Origin of the sequence: Novosphingobium anseongense (genome assembly GCF_037482895.1) — a bacterium.
Classification (GTDB): domain Bacteria; phylum Pseudomonadota; class Alphaproteobacteria; order Sphingomonadales; family Sphingomonadaceae; genus Novosphingobium; species Novosphingobium anseongense.
This window is the reverse complement of record NZ_JBBHJZ010000004.1, coordinates 122,650-139,561: the sequence shown is the minus strand read 5'-3', so window position 1 is coordinate 139,561 and position 16,912 is coordinate 122,650. Positions and strand designations below refer to the sequence as shown.

Below are 16,912 nucleotides of genomic sequence, written 5' to 3'. Positions count from 1 at the left end.
TCATCGACGAGGACCTTTCATGACTCGCTTCCCGCTTCGCCGTTTTGCCTTCGCTCTTGCCGTCGCCCCCCTCGCGCTGGGCCTCGCGGCTTGCTCGAAAGGCAGTGAAGGCGGCGCTGCCAAGTCGGGCGAAGCCGTAGCCAACGTCGCGCCGCCAGCCGGCAAGGCCTGGACCGAGGTGGTCACCAAGACGCCCGAAGGCGGCTATCTGCTCGGCAATCCCGAGGCCCCGATCAAGCTCGTCGAATTCGGTGCGCTGTCGTGCTCGCACTGTGCCGAATTCGCCGAGAAGAGCAGCGCCGAGCTGCGCGAGAAGTTCGTCGCCAGCGGCCGCGTTTCCTACGAGCTGCGCCTGTTCATGCTCAACGCGCTCGACATGCCCGCGGCGCTGCTCGTGACCTGCGCCGCGCCCGAGGCGGTGCCCGGTCTGTCCGAACAGTTCTGGGCATGGCAGCCGACCATGTTCGAGAACCTGCAGAAGGCCGGCGACGCACAGATGCAGGCGATCCAGGCGCAGCAGCCGCCGGCGAGCTTCGTCAGCCTAGCCAAGGCCTCGGGCATGGATGCCTTCATCACCGCGCGCGGCGTGGCTGCCGATCAGGCTTCGGCCTGCCTTGCCGACACCAAGAAGGCGACTGCGCTGGCACAGATGACGCAGGACGCCAGCACCAAGTACGAGATCACCGGCACGCCGACCTTCATGATCAACGGCGACAAGGTCACGGGCAATACCTGGGCCGAGATCAAGCCCCAGCTCGAACAGCGCGGCGCCCGCTGATCATGAACGCCTAGCCCTCCGATGCGCATCAAGCGGCTCAAGCTCTCTGGCTTCAAGAGCTTCGTCGAGCCTGCCGAACTGCGCATCGAGAGCGGCCTGACCGGAGTCGTCGGCCCCAACGGCTGCGGCAAGTCCAACCTCCTCGAAGCGATCCGCTGGGTCATGGGCGAGAGCTCGGCCAAGTCGCTGCGCGGCGGCGGCATGGACGACGTGATCTTCGCGGGTACGGCCACGCGCCCGCCGCGCGACTTCGCCGAAGTGATCCTCTTCGCCGAGGATGCCGAGCGCGAGGAGCTCGAAGTCGTCCGCCGCATCGAGCGCGGCGCGGGCTCCGCCTATCGCCTCAACGGCCGCGACGTCCGCGCCAAGGACGTCTCGCTGATCTTCGCCGATGCCGCCACCGGCGCGCATTCGCCGGCGCTCGTCAGCCAGGGCCGCATCGCCGCGGTGATCGCCGCCAAGCCCGCCGAACGCCGCATGATGCTCGAAGAGGCCGCGGGCATCTCGGGACTCCATGTCCGCCGCAAGGACGCCGAGCAGAAACTGCGCGCGACCGAGACCAACCTCGCGCGGCTCGAAGACCTGATGGCCGGGCTCGACACGCAGATCGCCTCGCTGCGCCGTCAAGCCCGCGCGGCCGAGCGCTACAAGCAGCTGTCGGACAAGATCAAGCTGGCCGAGGCGCGGCTGATCTTCGCGCGCTGGCGCGACGCTGCCGAAGCCGCCGACGCCGCCCGGGCAGAGGCCCAAGCGGCAGACGCGCGCGTCGCCACGGCGCAGGGTGCGGTCAAGGCCGCGCAGGATGCCCAGGCCGCCGCCGCCCATGCCCTGGCCGAAGCGCGCGACACTCTCGCCGACCGGCGCGACGATGCGACCGCCCACGGCCACCGCATGGCCGCGCTGACCAGCCAGCTCGAAAGCGCCGAGCAGCGTCTGGCCGATCTCGACCGCCAGCGCGCGCGGCTCGAACAGGACCGCGTCGATGCCGACCGGCTGACCCAGGACGCGGCCCAGGCGCTCGCCTCGCTCGAACGCGAGCTGACCGCGGGCGAGGCGAAGCTGGCCGAAGACGAGAAGCTGCGACCGGCGCTGGCAAATGCGCTTTCTGGCGCCGAGCAGGCCTCGCAACAGGCCGAACTGGCGCTGGCGCAAGCAACCGCCGAGCAGGCCGGGGTCGAGGCCGAGTGGCGCGTCGCCGAGGCAGAGGTCAACGCCGCCCAGGCGCGGCTCGCGCGGCTCGGTCAGGAGATCACGCGCCAGCAGGCGCAACGGGAAGCGCTGGCGCAGCAAGGCGACCCCGAGATTGCGGTGCACGAAGCGATTGCGCGTCGTGATGCGGCCACCATCGCTCTTGCCGAAGCCCGCGCCGCGGTCGAGGCCCAGCAGGAGCGCAAAGCCGAGCTGCAATCCGCACGCGACGTCGCCGCCTCGGCGCTCGCCGCCGCCAAGGCCGAACTCGCCGGTGTCGAGCGCGAGCACGGTGCCTTGCTCCGGGACCGCGAGGCGCGCGAGAAGCAGGCCAAGGCCAAGCACGGGCTGCCCCAGGCAATCGACCGCGTGCGCGCCGCTCCGGGCTACGAGCGCGCGGTCGCTGCGGTGCTCGGCCGAGATGCGCGCACCGCGCTCGGACCTGCGCCGGCCCACGAGGAAGGCCGCTTCTGGACCGGCGCGCCCGCGCCCAGCCCCCTCGCCGGCAGTCTCGCCGAACACGTCCGCGAATGTCCGCCCGAACTCGCTGCGCGCCTCGCGCTGGTCCATGTCGCCGATGCGGACGATGGCCGCCCCCTGCAGCCCGGCGAATGGCTGGTGACGCGCGATGGCCGGTTGCGCCGCTGGGACGGCTTCGTTGCCTTCGGCGAAGGTGCCGCCGAAGCCGCACGCCTCGAAGCCGAGAACCGCTTCGCCGAGCTCGCAGCCGAACTTCCCGGTAAGCGCGCACTCGCCACCGAAGCCGAGGCGGTCCAAGGCCAGGTCCAGGCCGAATTGTCGCAACTCCAGACCGAGGTCATTGCCTCCGAACGCGCGGTCGCCGCGGCGGCCGATGCCGAACGCGGCGCCCTGCGCGCGCTCGATCAGGCCGAGGATGCCCGCGCGCGTCTCGCCACCCGCCGCGCCGAACTCGAAGCCGCCGAAGCCGATCTTGCCGAGCAGCGCCAAGGGGCCGAGGCCGAGCGCGCCGAGGCGCAGGCACACCGCGCCGGCCTGCCCGATCCCGAAGCCGGTCGCGCCGCGCTCGCCGCCGCGCAGGCCAAGCACCAGGCGGCGCGCGCGACCTTGCAGGCAGCGATGGCAACGCTGTCCTCGCACGATCAGGCGTTGGCGGTTGCGCGCGAACGCGCGACCGCGCAGCGCACCGACATGAAGAACTGGCAGGCGCGTGCGGGCGACGCCGCCGGCCGCCTCGCCGAAATGGCGCGGCGGCTGGAAGAGATCGAGGAAGAGCGCGCGATCGTCGCCGCGAAGCCCGCCGCACTGGTGCGCGAGATCGAGGCCGGCGACGAAGTCCGCGAACGCCTTGCCGGCGAACTCGCCGCCGCCGAGCAGGTGCTCGCCCAGGCCACCCAGGCGGGCCGCTCTGCCGACGAGGCCTTGAGCGCAATCGGCGAGACGCTCGCCACCGCGCGCGAGGAGCGCGCCGGCGCCACCGCCCGCGCCGAGCACGAGGAGCAGCGCCGCGTCGAGATGGGCCGCATCTCGGGCGAGCGCTTCCAGTGCCCGCCGCCGCTGCTGCCCGGTCGCTTCGAATTCGATTCAGCCGATGTCGCCGAAGCCGGCGCCGAGTCGGCGACGATGGACCGCCTGACCACCGACCGCGAGCGCATCGGCCCGGTCAACCTCGTCGCCGCCGACGAACTCGCCGAGGCCGAGGGCCGCCATTCGACGAGCATCGCCGAACAGGCCGAGCTGACCGAGGCGGTCAACCGCCTGCGCGGCTCGATCGGCAGCCTCAACCGCGAAGGCCGCGACCGCCTGCGCGCCGCCTTCGAAGCGGTCGACACGCACTTCCGCCGTCTGTTCACGCGCCTGTTCGAAGGCGGTCAGGCGCACCTCGCGCTCGTCGATTCGGACGATCCGCTCGAAGCCGGGCTCGAGATCTACGCCCAGCCGCCGGGCAAGCGGCTGCAGTCGCTGACCCTGCTCTCGGGTGGCGAGCAGGCACTGACCGCGGTCGCACTGATCTTCGCGCTGTTCCTGACCAACCCCGCACCGATCTGCGTGCTCGACGAGGTCGACGCCCCGCTCGACGACGCCAACATCGAGCGCTTCTGCGACCTGCTCGAAGCGATGACCGCCGAGACCGACACGCGCTATCTGATCGTCACGCACAACGCCGTGACGATGAGCCGCATGCACCGCCTGTTCGGCGTGACCATGGTCGAAAAGGGCGTCTCGCGGCTTGTCAGCGTCGACCTGACCGCGGCGACCGATCTGCTGGCCGCCGCCGAATAGTCAATCGAGCACGAACCGCGGACCGGCGGCTCCTGCTACGCCCGCGCGGTCGTCCTTGTTGTAGAGCCGGCAGCGATCGAGGCTAAGGCAGCCGCAGCCGATGCACTCGTCGAGCTTGGCACGCGTGCGCGTCAGCAGATTGATGCGCGCATCGAGTTCGCCGCGCAGCGAGCGGCTGATCCGCTGCCAGTCGGATAGCGTCGGTGTGCGACCCTGCGGCAGGGTCGACAGCGCCTGCTCGATCTCGAACAGGCCGAGGCCCAGCCGCTGGGCGATCAGGATGAAGCTCAGCCGACGGATATCCGAGCGCAGAAAGCGCCGCTGGTTACCCGCAGTGCGCAGCGAGGTCAGCAGCCCCTTGCTCTCGTAGAACCGGATCGCCGAGACCGCGAGGCCCGTACGCTTGGCCAAGGTGCCGATGGGGATGAGATCATTGCGGTCCACGCGCGACGGGTCCTTTGAGACTTGACCTCAAGTTAACTTGAGGTTGCATCATGGGCAAGCGATCGATTCCCCACTCATCGAACCACAGGAGGAAACGCATGCCCAATGGCCATATCGAACATGCCAATCTGACCGTCTCCGATCCGCAGCGCAGCGCAGAACTGCTCGAGCAGCTCTGCGGCTGGCACGAGCGTTGGCGCGGCGGCTTCGGCGCTGGATGGCTGGTCGCTGCACGTCGGCAACAACAGCTCCTACATCGCGCTCTATTCGGGCCACTTCGGCGGTAGTGCCGACAACCGGTACGAGGGCGCCCCGCGCTTCCGCAAGGGACAACCGCTCAACCACGTCGGACTGGTCGTCGACGATCTCGCCGCGGCGGAGGCCGTGGTGATCGAAGCAGGCCTCGAACCCTTCGGCCACGACGACTACGACCCGGGCCGGCGGTTCTACTTCTTCGACTGGGACGGGATCGAGTTCGAACTCGTCTGCTACGAGTAAGCGCCTCAGGCGTTGCCGACGACCCAGCAGGCCAGTGCCACGAGCAAGCCGGCAAACCGGTTCGAACGGAACCGCGCGAGCGGGTTGGCGCCGTCGTCGGTATCGAGCGTGAGCACCTGCCAGGCGAGATGCGCCGCGGCAGGTGCCAGCGCGACCAGAGACAGCCAGTCGGGGCGCAGCAGCCAGAAGGCCAGCACCCATAGGGCAATGGCGAAAGCGTAGAAGATCGCCACCCCGCCGCGCACGTGTGCCCCCATGGCGCGCGCGCTCGAGCGGATACCGACCAGAGCGTCGTCCTCGCGGTCCTGCAGCGCATAGATCGTGTCGTAGCCGATGACCCAGGCGATCGCGCCGGCATAGAGCGCGGCGAGCACCATCCAGTTGTCGTCCCGCAATTCGGTCCAACCGACCAGCGCGCCCCAGGAGAACACCAGGCCCAACCAGGCCTGCGGCCACCAGGTGATGCGCTTCATGAACGGATAGGCGGCGACCGGCGCGATCGAGCCGAGCGCGACGAGCTGCGCCTGCCAGCGGAGTTGCAGCAAGACGACCAGGCCGATCGCGCAAAGCAGCAGCAGCCAGACCCAGGCGGCCTTCTTGCCGACGGCGCCGCTGGCCACGGGGCGAGATGCCGTGCGCGCCACCTGCCGGTCGAGATCGGCGTCGACGACGTCGTTGTAGACGCAGCCCGCGCCGCGCATGGCGATCGCGCCGGCGAGCAGCCACAGGATCAGGTCCCAGCGCGGCGCTCCGCCAGCAAGCAAGACGCCCCAGGCGCAGGGCCAGAACAGCAACCACCAGCCGATCGGCCGGTCGAACCGCGCGAGCAGCGCATAGTTGCGCAAGCGCGCGGGAAGCGCCGCCACAAGGCCGCGGTGTTCGGTGTCGGGAACGATGTCGATGGCCATGCCGCGGCCATAACCGTCTCGCCGTCGCGGCGAAAGCACGATAACCCCAGGCGATGACCACGCCCCTCGCCGCCGCCGTGCTCGCCCAGCTCCGCGCGATCGCCGATCCCGCCCGCGCGCCGGCAATGCAGGCCTATATGAAATCGAACATGCCCTATCTCGGTGTCTCGGCCGTGCCGCTGCGGCAGGCCTGCAAGACGCTGTTCGCTGGGCTCGCCTGGGCCGACAGCGCGGCCTGGCAGGCCGATGTCCTGGCAATATGGCATGAGGCCGAGTTTCGCGAGCAACGCTACGCCGCGATAGAGCTGACCGGACTACGCAATGCCCGGGCCTTCCAGACGACCGAAGCCCTGCCGATGTACGCGGAAATGATCGTCACCGGCGCCTGGTGGGACCACGTCGACAACATCGCCGGCCCGCGCTTCTGGCCGCTGCTGCAGAACGATCGCACGGCGATGACCGCAGCGATGCGCGCCTGGGCGCATGACGCCAACATGTGGAAGCGGCGCAGCGCGATCATCTGCCAGCTCCACGCCAAGGCGGAGACCGACCTCGACCTGCTCTATGCAGCAATCGAACCGTCGCTCGATTCCAAAGAATTCTTCCTGCGCAAGGCGATCGGCTGGGCGCTACGCCAATATGCACGGGTCGATCCCGACGAAGTGCGGCGCTACGTCACCGCTAACGAGATGCGGCTCAGCGGCCTCAGTCGGCGCGAGGCGCTCAAGCGGATCTGACCGCTCAGCGCTTTCCCGGGCCGCGGCCGCCAGCATTCGCGGCGTCGTTGCGCAGACAACGCGACACCACGGTCGGATAGTCGGCAGAGAGCGCCGCGTCGCTCTGCAGGGCGTTCTCCTGGCCGGCTTCGCAAAGCGCACGCGTCGCATAGCGCTCGGGCTGAGCGCTCAGGCGCTCGCAAGCCGTCCCGTCGTCCGCGCAACCCAACAGCACCAGTGCGAAAACCATGCTCATCGCCGTCATCCCTCACGTCATCCGCCAACCGGATGAACGCGTTATGGGGCTCATCGCCGCGATGCTCTGTGCGGCGGCCCACTCCCACGGTGTGAACTTTCGCACAGAGGCATTGGCGCTTTCCTACGTTTCACGGTTTCCAAAAGATTCCGCGGGCCATTCGGTTTCCCCCGAGGGTCCCGGCTTCCGTCGGCGCTTCGTCCAAGCTATCGCAGCGCCATGCCCGCTACCCCTGCCTGGCCGCCCCGCAGTGCGCCCCGTCTGTTCGTGTCCGGCCCGCTGGTCGAGGGCGCTGCGGTGCTGATCGACGGCCAGCCCGCGCATTACCTCACGCGCGTGATGCGCGTGAGCGCGGGTGATGCCGTGATCCTCTGCGATGACCAGACCGGCGAATGGGCTGCGCGCGTCACCGCGGCAGGCAAGCGCGACCTGACGCTGACCCCTGAAACCCTGCTGCGCCACCGCGAACAGGTGCCCGATTTCACGCTCTGCGCGGCCCTGCTCAAGAAGCCCAATTTCGATCTCGTGCTCGAAAAAGCCACCGAACTCGGCGTACGGCGGATCCAGCCGCTGATCACGCGGCGCTGCGTCGCCGATGCGCTCAATGCCGAGCGCGCGCGGACGATCGTCACCGAAGCGGCCGAGCAGTGCGCGCGCACCGCCCTGCCCGAAATCGCCGCGCCGATGAAGCTCGAAGCGCTGCTGCGCGACTGGTCGGCCGAGCGAGTGCTGTTCTTCGCCGACGAAGCCGGCGGCGAACCCGCTGCTGCCGCCTTTGCCGCGCACGCGGGCGCGGCGGCCCTGCTGGTCGGTCCCGAGGGCGGCTTCGACGATACCGAGCGCGCGACGATCCGCGCCCTGCCGCAAGCCCGAGCGATCACGCTCGGCCCGCGGATCCTGCGCGGCGAAACCGCGACGATCGCCGCCACGGCCCTCTGGATGGGCGTGGCCGGCGACTGGTCGCAGAGTGCCAAAACGGACGGCAAATAGTGCTGGCGCAACAATTCGCGCTCACCTAACGGCACGCCATGAGCACGCGGCAAGTTTCAAATCGCAACGATCCTGTGATCGAACACGTCAGCCAGCTCGCCGAGCCGATGGCCAAGGGCGAGAAGCCCGCCGAGCGCTGGCGGATCGGCACCGAGCACGAAAAGCTGGTCTACGACCGCAAGGACCACCACGCGCCGTCCTACGACGAGCCCGGCGGCATCCGCGACCTGCTGCTGTCACTCAAGGAATTCGGCTGGGAGCCTGTCGAAGAGGGCGGCAAGGTCATCGCCATGTCGGGTCCGGACGGCGCAGTCAGCCTCGAACCCGCGGGCCAGCTCGAGCTTTCGGGCGCGCCGCTGGAAAACCTGCACCAGACCTGCGCCGAGACCGGCCGTCACCTCGAACAGGTCAAGGCGATCGGCGAGCGCACGGGGACGAGCTTCCTCGGCCTCGGCATGTGGCCCGACAAGACTCGCGCAGAACTGCCGATCATGCCCAAGGGCCGCTACGAGATCATGCTGCGGCACATGCCGCGCGTCGGCTCGATGGGCCTCGACATGATGCTGCGCACCTGCACGATCCAGGTGAACCTCGACTATGCGAGCGAGGCGGACATGGCGCAAAAGTTCCGCGTCGGCCTGGCGCTGCAGCCGCTGGCGACCGCGCTCTTCGCCAATTCGCCTTTCACCGAAGGCAAGCCCAACGGCTTCCTCTCGTACCGTAGCCACATCTGGTCGGACACCGATCCGCACCGCACGGGCATGCTGCCCTTCGTCTTCGACGAAGGCTTCGGCTACGAGCGCTACGTCGACTACATGCTCGACGTGCCGATGTATTTCGTGTTCCGCGATGGCAAGTACATCGATGCCTCGGGCCTGTCGTTCCGCGACTTCCTCAAGGGCGAGCTTTCGGTCCTGCCCGGCGAGAAGCCGCTGATGAGCGACTGGGTCGATCACCTGTCGACCGCCTTCCCCGAAGTCCGCCTCAAGTCCTTCCTCGAGATGCGCGGCGCCGATGGCGGCCCGTGGAACCGCATCTGCGCATTGCCGGCGCTGTGGGTCGGCCTGCTCTATGACCAAACCGCGCTCGACGCCGCCTGGGACCTCGTCAAGGGCTGGGACATGGAAGGCCGCGAGGCGCTGCGCAACGCCGTGCCCAAGCTCGGCCTCGACGCGCCGCTGCCCGGTGGGGGCAAATTGCGCGACATCGCGGCCGAAGCCGTGGCGATCGCGCGTTCGGGCCTCTCGGCGCGCAACCGCCTGAACGCCGCCGGCGACAACGAGACCAGCTACATCGCCCCGCTCGAAGAGATCGTCGCTTCGGGCAAGGTCCCCGCACAGCGACTGCTCGACAAGTACAACGGCGAGTGGGGCGGCGATCTCAGCCGCATCTACGAAGAGCGCTTCTGACGATGATCGTGGTGGTCGGCAGCTTCCGCCTGCCCGTCGCCCATCTGGCTGCGGCGCGCGCGGCGATGGCCCGCGTGATGATAGCCACGCGAGCCGAAGTCGGCTGCCTCGCTTATGCCTATGCTGAAGACCTGCTCGAGCCGGGCCTGATCCGCGTCAACGAAGCCTGGAGCACGCGCGAGGCGCTGGCGCTGCATTTCGAGCAGCCGCACATGATCGAATGGAAGCGCGAGCGCGCCGACTTCGGCCTGACCGACCGTGTAATGACGGCTTACGAAATCAGCGGCGAAGAATCGCTCTGAGGCTATTCGGCGGGTTGCACCTGGTGCGCCTGCCCGCGCTCTCGTAGCTTGCGGCCGAGGCGGTTGAAGCTCCGCGTGATCAGCGCGTTCTCGCTCATCCAGGCGTGATAGGCGCGATACTTGGGATCCTCGCCCAGCAGATGCTTCTCCTCGGTCTTGGCGCGCCAGAAGTAGACCGCGCTGACGAGGGCCATGATCGTGGTGTTGCGCACCACGTCGGTCAGGGCACCCGTCGTCGCGAAGAACGGCAAGGTCGAGAGCCACCAGAACAGGTTCTTCGACAGATAGGCCGGGTGCCGCGTAAAGCGATAAGGGCCGTTGGTCAGGACGCCGCGATAGGTGAGGTTGGAGAAGCGCAGCCCGAAGGCCACGGTCGCCCAGGCATATATCGCGGTCAGGAAGACGAGCATCGCGCCCCAGACCCACAGCAGCGCGGTATGGCCCTGCAGCCAGATGCCCCAGTCGGCGCTATGTTCGTGATAGGATAGCGGCCCGCCCTCGCCCATCAGGATAAAGGGCGGATAGCACATCAGCGCGGCGACCCAGCCGGCAAGATAGGGATTGGCGCTGCGGATCTGCGCGTCGAACGGCTTGAGCGTCATCAGATAGCCGACCGTGCCGATCTGCACGTCGATCAGGAACAGCAGGTCGATCAGCCGCCACGACAGCTGCACCGGATCGGCCGGGATGCTGGCGAAGTCGAGCTCGACGATGGCGCGGAAGCCGCCGGGCAGGATCGAGATCATGAAGGCGCAGAAGAAGCCCTTGACCGCCCAGGCCAGCAGGTGCCGCTTCACTTCGGCCGGGTCGTAAGGCTCGCGCCCGATCAGCATCGCGCCGAAGTGCCAGGCGCCGTCGCGCGGGTTCACCAGCAAGCGGTCGAGCCAGAGCACATAGGGCACCGACAGCACGAACAGCGGCACGGCCGCGACGCCGATCACTTCCATCGCGAAGAGATAGCCGTCGCGCCAGTACCAGCGGGCGATGCAATAGAAGAAGCCGATGATCGCCCAGGTCGCCCAGAGCCCGGCGAGCTTGGTGATCGAGACGTCGACGGTGTCGGCCAGCCGGCGCGGCCGGGTCCAGTCGATGCCGGTCGAGGCGCGCCGGTGTACCTTGTCGACCAGAACCGACCAGGCGATCATCGGCAGGCTGGTGAAAGCCAGGGTCAGGAGCGCCGCATAGGCACCCGACATCGGCGCGCGCGGGCCGGGAAAGGCGAAAAGATCGGCGATCGTCGCCCAGTTCCGGCAGATTGCGATCCACAGGAACAAGCCGAACAGGCCCGACAGGCCGACGCCCGCCGAAACGTCGCTGACCGGCCGTGTCGCCGGGGCCTGCTGCCGCTCGCTCATGCGGGCGGGATTAGCGGCAATTGGTTAAGGTAGGTGTAAAAGCCATCCTCCCCGGCCCGGGGAGTATGGGTATCACTTGAAGGCGCTGATCCGGCCGCCGTCGTCGAGCACGTAGAGCACGCCGCCGGCCACGACCGGCGCCAGCGAGACCGCGCTGCCGACTTCGGTGAAGCTGCTGACGCTGCCGTCGGTCACGCTGGCCGAAGATATCTCACCGCGCGAATTGGCGATCCACAGGCGGTTACCCGCGAGCACCGGCCCGGTCCAGAACACGGGGTTCTTGCGCTTCTTCTCGTTCTCGTAACGCATCAGCTGGGTCATCCAGCGAACCTTGCCGCTCGACCGTGCGATGCACAGGAGCTTGGCGTCGTCGGTCAGGGTGAACACCCAGTCGCCCGCGACCGCCGGGGTCGAGATGCCGGCGAGATTGAGCTCCCAGATGCGCTGACCCGTGGTCAGCTCGTAAGCCGCCATGCGGCCGCCCTGACCCAGCGCGAAGACGCGGCCGCGGTCGATGATCGGATCGGCATCGACGTCGGTGAGAATGCCCACCTGGGTCGAGATCGAGGTGCGTGCGAGCGCGTCGGACCACAAGGTGCGGCCGTTCTCGTAGCGATAGGCGACGAGCTCGCCCGTCGAATAGCCGGCGATGACCGTGCCCTGGCCCGCGGCGGGAGCGGCGACGCCGAACACACCGGCCTGGCCCTGTGAACCGGACTCGCTCCACAGCACCTTGCCGTCCTCGGCATTGAGCGCGTGGAGTTCGTTGTTCTGGGTCATCACATAGACCGAGTTGAACCCGATCGTCGGCGATCCACGCAGCGGCCCCGCGGGCTTCACCTTCCAGATCTGATTGCCCGTCGCCGCCTCGAGCGCGGCGACTTCGCCGACGCCCGTGGTAACGTAGACGCGGCTGTTGTCGTAAGAGACGCCACCGCCGAACACCGAGTTCGAACCGTCGCCCTGAATCGAGAAGCTCTTGGTCCAGACGCGCGCGCCGCTCGCCGCGTCGAACGCGCTGACGAGGCCATCGGTATCCATGACATAGAGCTTGCCGTCACCGATCACCGGCGAGGCGGCAAGGCGCTGCTTGCCCGAAGAACCGGCAACGTTCGCTGTCCAGGTGCGGCCCGGTGTCTGCGCCAGAGCGAGATGGCCATAGGCCTTGCTCGCCGTGCCGCCGGCCTGGGGCCATTCGGCGTTGCTCTCTTCGGGGGGCAGGATCACCTGCACCGACGCCATCGTCGGATCGACCTTGGCACCCGATTCGATGCGCGAGAGGATCGGCACGCGATTGCCCACGGTGGGCGTCTTCGGCCCGCTCTTGCCGCCGCCGAACACGCCGCAGCCCGACAGACCGAGCGCCAGACCGAGTACCAGCGGCAGGGCGAGCGAGCGGCGCAGATTCGAAGACTTCATTCAGGCATCCTCTACAAATCGCGGATTATTGCGCCGCTGGTTCGGGCGCATCGCCGCTCGCGGCCTTGGCCACGTCGTCGATCGCATCAACACCGAGCAGCCCGGCAAGCTGCCGCGTGCGACGCTTGAGACTGTCGGGCACGTCCTTGTCGCGCGAAATCGCGGCGAAAAGCGGGCCGGCCAGATCGTTGCGGTTCTGCTTCATGTAGGCGATGCCGACGAGTTCGCCGGCATTGCCGAACCAGGGGTTGCCCGGGGTCGCCAGCGGCTTGAGCCGATCGAGGACCTGCTGCGGCGGCAGCGTATCGAAATTGATCGAAACCTCGCGAATCGTCGCGAGATCGCGGAACGGCTGCGGCGCGTCGCCATCGGCGGCAACTTCGGCAAAGAGCTTGGCGGCTTCGGCCTGCTTGTTCTGTTCGAGCGCGATGCCCGCGCGCAGCAGCTTGGCGGCCGCGGCGCTGCCATCGCCGCCCTTCTGCTCGACGGTGACGAGTTCCTTGTCGGCCGCGGGCAGGTTGCGCGCATCGAGTTTGTCGAGCGCCACGGTGAACTGTTCGCCGACTTCGCCCGCAGACTGCTTCGAGCTGTGGTCCCACCAGAGATAGCCGGCGAGTGCGAGCAGACCGACCACGACGACCGCGATAGCCGGCTTGCCGTAGCGCTGGAACAGAGTGAACATCTCGTCCTGGCGCACGGCCTCGTCGACCTCGCGCAGGAACACGTCCTGCTGAGCGGCATCGCGCTGGGCCAGCTTGTCGCTACGGGACTGGGGAGGCAGGGCCAAGACGGGCGCTTTCTGCAGCTATGGAACGGTGGGGGGCTGTTTAGCGGATGGCGTTGCCATTTCAACGCCTAACCGCGCTGGCCTGTGGACGGTGAAGCCCGCCTGAACGCCGCTTAGGGAAAGCTCGCGCGCTTCAGGGCCCGCGCGTAGACACTGCGATAGGCGGCGATCATCGTCTTCTCGTCGTATTCGGCACGGGCGAGAAGCCGGTTGGCCTCACCCAGACCACGACGCAGCGCCTCGTCAGCGGCCAACGCCGCGAGCGATGCGGCGAGCGCGGGCTCGTCGGCCACCACGGTCACGTAGCGGCGGTTGCCCTCGGCCAACATGCCCGCCACGTCGCCGACATCGGTCGAGACCACGGCGAGCCCGGCCGCCATCGCCTCAACCACCGAGATCGGGAACTGTTCGCTGTCAGAGGACAGCGCGAACAGGTCGAACAGCCCGACCGCCTTGGCCGGATCGGCGACGAAGCCCGGCAGGTGAACACGGTGCGCGACATTCAACCGCAGCGCCTCGGCACGGATCGCCTCGCGCTCTGGCCCCTCGCCCAGGATCACGAGCTGCCATTCCTCGGGCAGGTCGGCAAAGGCGCGGACCAGCCGCGGCAGGTTCTTCACCGCGCGCAGCCCGGCCAGGGTGCCGAGCCATTTCTCGCCCGGTCGCTTGATCACGCGCGGCAGCGCGTCGGGCTTGGCTTTTTTCGCATAGGCGGCCGTGTCGATGCCGTTGGCGATGCGCGCGACGCGGCCCTCGGGCTGGTGCCATTCGCCGAGCGCGATCGCTTCGAGCCGCCGCGACGGCACGACCAGCGCCGAGGCGCGGCCCAGACCGATCCGGCGATACCAGTTGCGCGAGCGCTTGCGCTGGACGGCCTCGTCCTCGTTGAAGCCATCCTCGTGGTGGACCAGCGGCGGCAGGCCGTGGAGATCGTGGAACAGCGTATGCGCCATGACCGCGTCCATCGCCCCCCAATTGTAGGTGAGGACGAGGTCGAAGCCCTTCATCGCCTGGGCAATCCGCTGCAGGCGGCCCGGCCGCAAGGGCCCGGCGAGCGAGGGAAAGTCGCGGGGGTAGCCGACCGGGATCCGCGGATCGATGGCCGAGGCCGCGCCCATGGCATCGGGCACGGCCGAGACCACCACGTGCGAAACGTCCTTGCCGAAGGCGTTCATGAGCTTGGCCGCGCGCAATTCCTTGCCGCCGGTACCGAAGCTCGAATGAAGATGGAGCAGTCGCAAGGTCAGGCGCCGTACACTCAGGCGCAGCGCGCCAGCAGCCGCTCGATCGCGGCAACCGCATCGGGCTCGTCGAGCGTCGGCGCATGTCCGACGTTCGGGATCGTTACCGTCTCCGAGCCCGGCAATGCCGCGCGCATCTGCTCGAGTGTCTGCGCCGAAAGCAGATCGGACAGCGCACCGCGCAGCAGGAGGATCGGCTTGCCCGCCAGCGCCTCGATCCCCGGCCAGAGATCGGGCTGCGGCCCGGCCTCGATCCGCGCGAAAGGTTCGGCGATCTTCATGTCGTAGTCGAAGACGATGCGGCCGTTCGACGAGAGCACCATCAGCCGCTTGGCCAGGGCCAGCCATTCGTCGATGCCATAGTTCGGATAGGAGACGGCCTGTGCCTCCTCGATCGCACGCGCCGCATGCATCCAGGTCGGGAAGCTGCGCCCCTGGCCGACATAGCCACCGATGCGCGTCAGTCCCTCGGGCTCGAGCACCGGACCGACGTCGTTGATCACGGCACCGGCAATGCGCTCGGGCGCGTTCATCGCCAGGATCATCGTCATCAGCCCGCCGAGCGACGTACCGATCGCGACATAGCGCTCCACACCCGCCTCATCGAGCAGATGATTGACGTCGTCGACGTACTGAAACGGATTGTAGGTCGATGAATCCTTGGCATAGGCGCTGTCGCCCCGGCCCCGCATGTCGGGGGCGATCACGCGCCATTCGCCAGCAAGGCGCGTAGCGAGCGCCGCGAAATCGCGGGCATTGCGCGTCAGGCCCGGCAGGCACAACAAGGCCGGGCGGCCCTCCGGCCCCGAATAGTCGCGATAGTGCAGCTTGAGCCCGTCCCGGCTCGTCCAATAGCAATCCGCGAATTCGGTCATGACAGTCCCACCCCGCTTGCGTGGCGGGCCTCCTCCCCCCACTATCGCCTGATGCGCAGCGAACCGCAAGCCGGCGACTATCGGCCCGATACTCCAATCCTGTCCCTGGCACCCTGGCTCGGCGATACCGTCATGGCCGCGGGCTTTCCGCAGCACGTCCTGCGCTTCCGCAACCACCGCTGGGCACCTGCCGTCGGGCTGGAAAGCCTGAGCGACGACCGGTGGCTCGACCATTTCGGCCGCTTCGAGCCGCTCGCAGGCAATCTCGAACGGCCTCTGGCGCTGCGCTATCACGGCCACCAGTTCCGCCACTACAACCCCGACATCGGCGACGGACGAGGCTTCCTCTTCGCGCAGATGCGCGACAGCGAAGACCGCCTGCTCGATCTCGGCACCAAGGGTTCGGGCGTCACGCCCTACAGCCGCAGTGGCGACGGGCGACTGACGCTCAAGGGCGCGGTGCGCGAGATCATGGCGACCGAAATGCTCGAAGCGCTCGGTGCCTACACCAGCAAGACCTTCTCGGTGGTCGAGACCGGCGAGGAGCTGTGGCGCGGCGACGAGCCCTCCCCCACGCGCTCGGCCGTGCTGCTGCGGCTGAGCCACGGACACATCCGCATCGGCACCTTCCAGCGCCTGCGCGCTTACGAGGACGCCGAGCACATGACCGCGCTGGTCGACTATTGCCTGGCGCAGGTTCCGGGCCCGCCCCCGCCCGAAGACGCGCCCGGCCGCGACGAGCCCGCAATCCGCCTGCTCCACCAGGTGGTCGAGCGGATGGCCGATCTCGCGGCCTCCTACATGGTCGCGGGCTTCGTTCACGGCGTGCTCAATTCGGACAACATGAACGTTTCGGGCGAGAGCTTCGACTATGGCCCCTGGCGCTGGCTGCCCGCCTGGGACCCGAGCTTCACCGCCGCCTATTTCGACCATTCGGGGCTCTACGCCTTCGGGCGCCAGCCCGAGGCGATCCTGTGGAACTGCAACCAGTTGGCTGTCGCGCTGCGGCTGCTGGTAGAAACCGAGCCGCTGGTCTTCGCGCTCGAACGCTTCGGCGGACTCTATCAGCAGGCGATGGCGCGCCGCTTCTGCTGGCGGCTGGGCGTCGTGCCGCAGGGTCTCCAGACCGAGATGAAGCTCATCACCGCTGCCGAGCAGCACATGGTCGCGGAAGGCCAAGCGCCCGACGCGATGTTCTTCGGTCACCGCGGCGGCCGCAACGCGCCGGCGGGCGAATTCGGCGACCTGCTGCGCACCTATGGCGCGACGGGCGACGATGGCCATCCGCTGTGGCATGAGGAGGCCCCGCCGACCTTGGTGATCGACGAGGTCGAGCGCGTCTGGGCGGCGATCGCCGAGCACGACGACTGGGAACCGCTGGCCGACAAGGTCGCGGCGATCCGCAGGATGGGCGATGCTCTGGGCGAACCGCCGCATCCGGCTGGGCACAACCCCGCCTAACGGCTTCAAACCCGGCACCTTTG

At 68.4% G+C, this 16,912-nt stretch carries 16 protein-coding genes; 8 read left to right on the top strand and 8 right to left on the bottom strand.

Features of this window, described 5'->3' with window-relative positions:
- Positions 1-19 precede the first annotated feature (19 nt).
- Positions 20-778, top strand: coding sequence for a thioredoxin domain-containing protein (locus tag WG901_RS18530; protein ID WP_339588595.1), 759 nt, complete (start codon positions 20-22; stop codon positions 776-778).
- A 21-nt stretch (positions 779-799) separates the two neighbouring features.
- Positions 800-4,228 (top strand): chromosome segregation SMC family protein, encoded by a 3,429-nt coding sequence (locus WG901_RS18525; protein WP_339588594.1) that lies wholly within the window; start codon positions 800-802, stop codon positions 4,226-4,228.
- Here the strand turns inward: WG901_RS18525 and soxR are convergent, their stop codons facing one another.
- Positions 4,229-4,672, bottom strand: a complete 444-nt coding sequence (gene soxR / locus WG901_RS18520) for a redox-sensitive transcriptional activator SoxR (RefSeq protein ID WP_339588593.1) — start codon at positions 4,670-4,672, stop codon at positions 4,229-4,231.
- 98 nt (positions 4,673-4,770) lie between these two features.
- Between soxR and WG901_RS18515 the strand changes: the two genes are divergently transcribed.
- Positions 4,771-4,959, top strand: coding sequence for a VOC family protein (locus WG901_RS18515; RefSeq protein WP_339588592.1), 189 nt, complete (start codon positions 4,771-4,773; stop codon positions 4,957-4,959).
- A gap of 216 nt (positions 4,960-5,175) precedes the next feature.
- Here the strand turns inward: WG901_RS18515 and ubiA are convergent, their stop codons facing one another.
- Positions 5,176-6,078 carry a 4-hydroxybenzoate octaprenyltransferase gene (ubiA, locus tag WG901_RS18510; RefSeq protein WP_339588591.1) on the bottom strand — a complete coding sequence of 301 codons (903 nt, stop codon included), beginning with the start codon at positions 6,076-6,078 and terminating at the stop codon, positions 5,176-5,178.
- 53 nt (positions 6,079-6,131) lie between these two features.
- On the opposite strand from ubiA, the gene WG901_RS18505 reads away from it, so the two are divergent.
- Positions 6,132-6,815: a DNA alkylation repair protein gene (locus WG901_RS18505; protein WP_339588590.1), complete on the top strand. Its 684-nt coding sequence runs from the start codon at positions 6,132-6,134 to the stop codon at positions 6,813-6,815.
- A gap of 4 nt (positions 6,816-6,819) precedes the next feature.
- Here the strand turns inward: WG901_RS18505 and WG901_RS18500 are convergent, their stop codons facing one another.
- Positions 6,820-7,050 (bottom strand): hypothetical protein, encoded by a 231-nt coding sequence (locus WG901_RS18500; protein WP_339588589.1) that lies wholly within the window; start codon positions 7,048-7,050, stop codon positions 6,820-6,822.
- 219 nt (positions 7,051-7,269) lie between these two features.
- Between WG901_RS18500 and WG901_RS18495 the strand changes: the two genes are divergently transcribed.
- The 3 genes from WG901_RS18495 to WG901_RS18485 are packed head-to-tail and all read left to right on the top strand — an operon-like array spanning position 7,270 to position 9,751.
- Positions 7,270-8,040 (top strand): 16S rRNA (uracil(1498)-N(3))-methyltransferase, encoded by a 771-nt coding sequence (locus WG901_RS18495; RefSeq protein WP_339588588.1) that lies wholly within the window; start codon positions 7,270-7,272, stop codon positions 8,038-8,040.
- A 38-nt stretch (positions 8,041-8,078) separates the two neighbouring features.
- On the top strand, positions 8,079-9,449 hold the full coding sequence (locus WG901_RS18490) for a glutamate--cysteine ligase (protein WP_339588587.1): 1,371 nt from the start codon (positions 8,079-8,081) through the stop codon (positions 9,447-9,449).
- A gap of 2 nt (positions 9,450-9,451) precedes the next feature.
- On the top strand, positions 9,452-9,751 hold the full coding sequence (locus WG901_RS18485; RefSeq protein WP_339588586.1) for a putative quinol monooxygenase: 300 nt from the start codon (positions 9,452-9,454) through the stop codon (positions 9,749-9,751).
- A gap of 2 nt (positions 9,752-9,753) precedes the next feature.
- On the opposite strand, the gene WG901_RS18480 is transcribed toward WG901_RS18485, so the two are convergent.
- From WG901_RS18480 to WG901_RS18460, 5 genes are all read right to left on the bottom strand, one after another.
- Positions 9,754-11,106, bottom strand: coding sequence for a methyltransferase family protein (locus WG901_RS18480; protein ID WP_339588585.1), 1,353 nt, complete (start codon positions 11,104-11,106; stop codon positions 9,754-9,756).
- 72 nt (positions 11,107-11,178) lie between these two features.
- Complete coding sequence (locus WG901_RS18475; protein ID WP_339588584.1) at positions 11,179-12,525, bottom strand: outer membrane protein assembly factor BamB family protein; 1,347 nt, start codon at positions 12,523-12,525, stop codon at positions 11,179-11,181.
- Between the two features lie 25 nt (positions 12,526-12,550).
- Positions 12,551-13,312 carry a tetratricopeptide repeat protein gene (locus tag WG901_RS18470; protein ID WP_339588583.1) on the bottom strand — a complete coding sequence of 254 codons (762 nt, stop codon included), beginning with the start codon at positions 13,310-13,312 and terminating at the stop codon, positions 12,551-12,553.
- 113 nt (positions 13,313-13,425) lie between these two features.
- On the bottom strand, positions 13,426-14,553 hold the full coding sequence (locus WG901_RS18465; RefSeq protein WP_339588582.1) for a glycosyltransferase: 1,128 nt from the start codon (positions 14,551-14,553) through the stop codon (positions 13,426-13,428).
- A gap of 17 nt (positions 14,554-14,570) precedes the next feature.
- Positions 14,571-15,428: an alpha/beta fold hydrolase gene (locus WG901_RS18460; RefSeq protein WP_339588581.1), complete on the bottom strand. Its 858-nt coding sequence runs from the start codon at positions 15,426-15,428 to the stop codon at positions 14,571-14,573.
- A 51-nt stretch (positions 15,429-15,479) separates the two neighbouring features.
- Between WG901_RS18460 and WG901_RS18455 the strand changes: the two genes are divergently transcribed.
- Positions 15,480-16,889, top strand: a complete 1,410-nt coding sequence (locus tag WG901_RS18455; protein ID WP_339588580.1) for a protein adenylyltransferase SelO family protein — start codon at positions 15,480-15,482, stop codon at positions 16,887-16,889.
- Positions 16,890-16,912: the final 23 nt, after the last annotated feature.

Excerpts from the sequence above, each read along its gene's own strand:
- WG901_RS18530 (WP_339588595.1), top strand. The coding sequence starts at position 20 with ATGACTCGCTTCCCGCTTCGCCGTTTTGCCTTCGCTCTTGCCGTCGCC.
- WG901_RS18525 (WP_339588594.1), top strand. The coding sequence starts at position 800 with ATGCGCATCAAGCGGCTCAAGCTCTCTGGCTTCAAGAGCTTCGTCGAG.
- WG901_RS18515 (WP_339588592.1), top strand. The coding sequence starts at position 4,771 with ATGCCCAATGGCCATATCGAACATGCCAATCTGACCGTCTCCGATCCG.
- ubiA (WP_339588591.1), bottom strand. The coding sequence starts at position 6,078 with ATGGCCATCGACATCGTTCCCGACACCGAACACCGCGGCCTTGTGGCG.
- WG901_RS18505 (WP_339588590.1), top strand. The coding sequence starts at position 6,132 with ATGACCACGCCCCTCGCCGCCGCCGTGCTCGCCCAGCTCCGCGCGATC.
- WG901_RS18500 (WP_339588589.1), bottom strand. The coding sequence starts at position 7,050 with ATGAGCATGGTTTTCGCACTGGTGCTGTTGGGTTGCGCGGACGACGGG.
- WG901_RS18495 (WP_339588588.1), top strand. The coding sequence starts at position 7,270 with ATGCCCGCTACCCCTGCCTGGCCGCCCCGCAGTGCGCCCCGTCTGTTC.
- WG901_RS18490 (WP_339588587.1), top strand. The coding sequence starts at position 8,079 with ATGAGCACGCGGCAAGTTTCAAATCGCAACGATCCTGTGATCGAACAC.
- WG901_RS18485 (WP_339588586.1), top strand. The coding sequence starts at position 9,452 with ATGATCGTGGTGGTCGGCAGCTTCCGCCTGCCCGTCGCCCATCTGGCT.
- WG901_RS18480 (WP_339588585.1), bottom strand. The coding sequence starts at position 11,106 with ATGAGCGAGCGGCAGCAGGCCCCGGCGACACGGCCGGTCAGCGACGTT.
- WG901_RS18475 (WP_339588584.1), bottom strand. The coding sequence starts at position 12,525 with ATGAAGTCTTCGAATCTGCGCCGCTCGCTCGCCCTGCCGCTGGTACTC.
- WG901_RS18460 (WP_339588581.1), bottom strand. The coding sequence starts at position 15,428 with ATGACCGAATTCGCGGATTGCTATTGGACGAGCCGGGACGGGCTCAAG.
- WG901_RS18455 (WP_339588580.1), top strand. The coding sequence starts at position 15,480 with ATGCGCAGCGAACCGCAAGCCGGCGACTATCGGCCCGATACTCCAATC.